1 pseudogene is annotated in these 2,006 nt (G+C 77.0%); it reads right to left on the bottom strand.

Annotation, left to right across the window (positions count from 1 at the left end):
- Window positions 1–374: 374 nt before the first annotated feature.
- Window positions 375–2,006, bottom strand: a pseudogene (locus GTW43_RS26095) (hypothetical protein); the annotation flags it as partial.

The raw sequence follows: 2,006 nt of genomic DNA, 5'->3' as shown, positions 1-2,006 counted from the left end.
CCGGTCGTAGGCGGTGAGCCCTGCCAGAGCGTCCGGGTCGCTGAAGGTCTCGCCCTCTGTCATGCGTGCTCACTCCCTCAGGCACAGGAGGCGATCAGAGGTCGCCGGAGGTGCCGTGTGCCTCACCTCCATCGGGCGCTGCCCCCGACGAGTCCGCAAACCAAAGGATCACCGACCGTAGCGACGCCTACTGCGGGAACGTCCCCGAGCGGTGCGCGGACGGGGTGAGAGGCCAGTGCGGACTTCTTGACCCGTTGGGCCGTTCGGGTGAATGTGGGTAGGCGGGGGTTTGAGGTGCCGGGTGCCCGTGGACCAGCGGCGGAGCGGCCCGGCCTCCCCTGCGCCGATCGGGCCCGGCCGCTCCCGGCGAGTGGTCAGCTGTCGGTCGCCGTACCGACCCGGATCGCCGCGTCGCGCACGTCCGGCGACGCGTGCCGCCGCAGAGCCGACAGACGGGCCCGCCAGCGGACGGGCCAGGCCGTGCGGTCGCCGCACGCCACGGTCACGGCCCAGGCGAACAGGCCCTCCGCGAGGTCGCCGGACTCGGCCAACGTCTGTGCTGTCCGGTCGAGTTCGGGCTCGTCGACGATCTCCTGCCGACGGACGCGGGAGCGCAGGGCGTCGGCCGTGCGGGCGGCGAGCGCGGGACGGCCGGTGTGCAGCCGCGCCAGTTCGTGCAGGGCCGGCCCGGGTGCGCCGAGGTCCACGCTCGCCAGAAGGACCCGCGTCGCCGGTTCGACGCAGGTGTCGTGTCCGGCGAGGAGCCGCGCGACGGACCGGGCGGCCGGGCGCAGGGCCGTGGTGCGGGGCGTGCGGTCGGCCAGGAGTTCCGCCACGTACTCGATGCGGCGGTGGGCGGGGCGGTCACGCTCGTCGCCCGCGTCGGGCTCCGTGCCGTGTGCGACGAGGGCGGTCACCGCGGCGTGCAGCGCCGCGGCCCCTTCCTGGGTGCGGGCGGCCTCGTCGACGAGCCCCGAGGCGGCCGTGCGCCACAGGACACGGGCACGACGCGGTACGTCGGCGAGGACCTGGGCGAACAGCGCGGCTGCCTGCGGGGACCACGGCGCCCAGCGGGTGAGCGCGGACAGGGCCGTGGCCGCGAGCTCGTCCTGGCCGGTGCCCGCGACGGCGGTGACCAGGGCCGCGTACCGCTCGCGGTGCGTCTCGGCGACGTCCAGCGGGGCCGGACGCAGGGCGGCGTCGCGCAGGACGCCCGGGCGGTCCTCGCGGACGGCGTCGGCGAGGATCTCCCAGGCGGGCTCGTGGCCGAGCAGGTCGTGCGCGGCCAGTGCGACGCAGGCGGCGCGCACGTCACGGTGGGCGTCGGGGGCCGCGTAGGCGCGGGCCAGCAGGCGGGCGGCCTCGGGCGCGGGCAGGCAGGCCGCGGCCAGGCGGGCGCCCTCCTTGCGGCTGGTGATCTTCTTGCCGGGGCCGGTGAGCAGGTCGTCGAAGAGTGCGGCCAGCCCGGAGGGGCTGACCTGCCGGGCGGCGCGGGACGCCGCGTAAACGGCGACGCGGGCCCGGTCGCCGCCCGCGTGGTCGAGCAGCAGGGGCAGCTCGTCGCCGCTGCCGCCGAGCGCGCCGAGGGCGGCCTCGGCCAGGACGACGTCGGAGGACGCGGCCCACCTCCGTACGGACGCGTACCCGTGATCGGGCACCTGGGCGGCGCAGGCGATCGCGTGGGCGCGGCGCCAGGGCAGCGCCGCCGCGTCGCCCGCGATGCGTTCCAGCTGGCGCAGGTACGCCCGCTGCAGGCGCGACGGCCAGCGGCGGACGGCCGACCGGGAGGCGGGGAAGGCCCAGGAGCCCTTGCTGGTCAGGAAGCGTCCGAGCGGTGGCCGGTCGGTGAGGAAGGGGGCGAGGAGGTCGGTGCGCCGGTTGGCCACGGCATCGGCCACGCCGTCGAGCACGACGGCGGACGGTTCGAGATCGAGGACGTGGGCGACGCGCGTGTCCCGTGTCGCGCGCGGCTCCAGCCACAGCGGCACGGCGGCGCGGACGGTGGC

It is taken from the genome of Streptomyces sp. SID5785 (genome assembly GCF_009870065.1).
Classification (GTDB): Bacteria; Actinomycetota; Actinomycetes; order Streptomycetales; family Streptomycetaceae; genus Streptomyces.
This window is presented reverse-complemented; position numbering and strand designations above follow the sequence as displayed.